Genomic DNA, 1,962 nt, shown 5'->3' with positions numbered 1-1,962 from the left:
CCGTTGTCGGTGTCGGCGAAATAGGGGATGGACAGGTACATGGCGTCGTCGTCCGTACGGATACGGCTGGACAGGGCCAGGTTCACGATGTCGCTACGCTCGGGCACGCGCAGTCCGGTGATCTCGGTGGCGCAGCGGCGTTCGTCTTCGTTGGGGTCGAACAGGTCGACCCAGATCGGGGCGTTCGGCTTGCCCATCCCAGCGGTCCACTGGACGGGGCCGGTGAGATTCCCGTGTTCGTGAATAATCAGCACGTGCGATGGTGTCCTTGGCGACCTGGGAGCGCCACCGGCATAGCCGGCGGCGCGGGCAGTTTACGCTTCCAGCGTCGCGTCCATCGTGATGGCAGCCTTCAGAACTTTCGATACCGGACAGCCTTGCTCGGCCTGTTTGGCGATCGCTTCAAAGCCCGCCTGGTCGGTACCGGGCACCTTCGCCTTCACGGTCAGGTGGGCCTTGGTGATCGTGAAGCCGTCGCCGTCCTTTTCCAGGGTGATCGTCGACTTGGTCTCGATCTTGTCGGCGGTCAGGCCGGCGGCATTGAGCAATCCGGACAGGGCCATGCTGAAGCAGCCCGCGTGCGCCGCGCCGAGCAGTTMCTCGGGATTGGTGCCGGGGCCGTCCTCGAAGCGCGACTTGAATCCGTACGGGGCTTCCTTAAGAACGCCGGTCTGGCTCGAAATGACGCCTTGGCCGTCCTTGATCCCGCCTTGCCATACTGCTGATCCCCACTTTTGCATGATGCTCTCCTCGCTGGTGATGGAATGCCGGTCGGAACACGTGCATGCTGATCCTCGAACGTTACCGGCCGGTGCATCCACATAATGCGAAGGGTCGGCCTGGCTTGATTGGAGAGAACGATGAGCGAAACGCCAAAACCGCTTGAGATCAGTCACGACACCGCGAACCAGCTGTTCGTGGCCAAGGTGGACGGTTACGACTGTGAGCTGGAATACCGGCTGCAGGGCAAGATCATGAGCATTACGCATACCGGGGTGCCCTCGCCGGTAGGTGGCCGCGGCATCGCGGCGCTGCTGACGAAATACGCCGTCGAGACGGCGCAGAAGCAGCACTGGAAGATCGACCCGGCGTGCGCTTACGCCGAGGCGTGGTTCAAGCGGAATCCGGAGTACGCGCATCTGCTGGTGCCTGCGGGCTGAGGTGATCGGGCTATCGCCGCTGAAGCGGGGCCGTGGGCCGCTGCCGCGGCGTTCGCCGATGAATCGGCTCCTACCGAGCGGGGCGAGGCCAGCTCTGGCTTGGTAGGAGCCGATTCATCGGCGAGCTCTTCACCAAGCTCGCCGCAACCTGAACGGACGTGCTAGTTTTMGCGCTCCCCATTCATATTTCAGGGTCACCTATGCGAACGAAGTGGATTGCCGCCGCCGTGGCGCTTGCCTGTGTGGGCGCTGCCCAGGCCGACACCGTCGCGAAGACCGCGGATGACCCGCGTATCGCCGCAATCCTCGACTCGCTGGGCAAGGTCCGCACCGTCGAATCCGTCGCCTTCTCGCCCGATGGCAAGCACCTGGCCTGGGCCGTGAAGACCAACGGCAAGCCCGTCGTCGAAGTGGCCGATGCCGACGGCCGCAATGCACACCGGATCACCGCCTCGAAGGGCTGCAGTGAGATCTCCGTGGCATGGGCGCCTGATTCCCGGCACCTGGCCTTCCTCTCCGACTGCGCCGGCAAGGCGCCGGGTGTGGAAGAGGGCAAGCAGAACGATATCAACGTGGTCGACATCGCCGGCAAGGCCGCGCCGCAGCGCCTGACCCACCTGACCGGTTACATCGACGGCCTCGAGTGGCGTCCGGACGGCAAGGCGCTCGCTTTCCTTTATGTCCCCAATGCGACGCGCCGGGCCAGCGCCACCGCCGCGGCCAAGGTGCAGACCGGCGAAGTCGGCGTCGAAGGCATMGAGATCCAGCAGGTTGCCATGGTCGAAGCGACCGGGGGTGCAGT

3 protein-coding genes and 1 pseudogene are annotated in these 1,962 nt (G+C 64.5%); 2 read left to right on the top strand and 2 right to left on the bottom strand.

All coding sequences use genetic code 11. The features are described from left to right. Positions 1-254, bottom strand: a pseudogene (locus AC1DSN_RS21945) (hypothetical protein); the annotation flags it as partial. A gap of 60 nt (positions 255-314) precedes the next feature. Further along, complete coding sequence (locus AC1DSN_RS21940; RefSeq protein WP_477332896.1) at positions 315-821, bottom strand: OsmC family protein; 507 nt, start codon at positions 819-821, stop codon at positions 315-317. A 39-nt stretch (positions 822-860) separates the two neighbouring features. Here AC1DSN_RS21940 and AC1DSN_RS21935 point away from each other — a divergent pair, with 39 nt between their 5' ends. Then, positions 861-1,160, top strand: a complete 300-nt coding sequence (locus AC1DSN_RS21935; protein WP_213946903.1) for a GNAT family N-acetyltransferase — start codon at positions 861-863, stop codon at positions 1,158-1,160. A 200-nt stretch (positions 1,161-1,360) separates the two neighbouring features. After that, positions 1,361-1,962, top strand: a 602-nt coding sequence (locus tag AC1DSN_RS21930) for a TolB family protein (protein WP_477332894.1), incomplete at its 3' end; no start/stop codon positions are given.

The organism is Luteibacter sp. P4_D7_3 (assembly GCF_056401735.1).
The sequence above is the reverse complement of the archived record's forward strand: the minus strand, read 5'-3'. Positions and strand labels throughout refer to the sequence as shown.

Excerpts from the sequence above, each read along its gene's own strand:
- AC1DSN_RS21935 (WP_213946903.1), top strand. The coding sequence starts at position 861 with ATGAGCGAAACGCCAAAACCGCTTGAGATCAGTCACGACACCGCGAAC.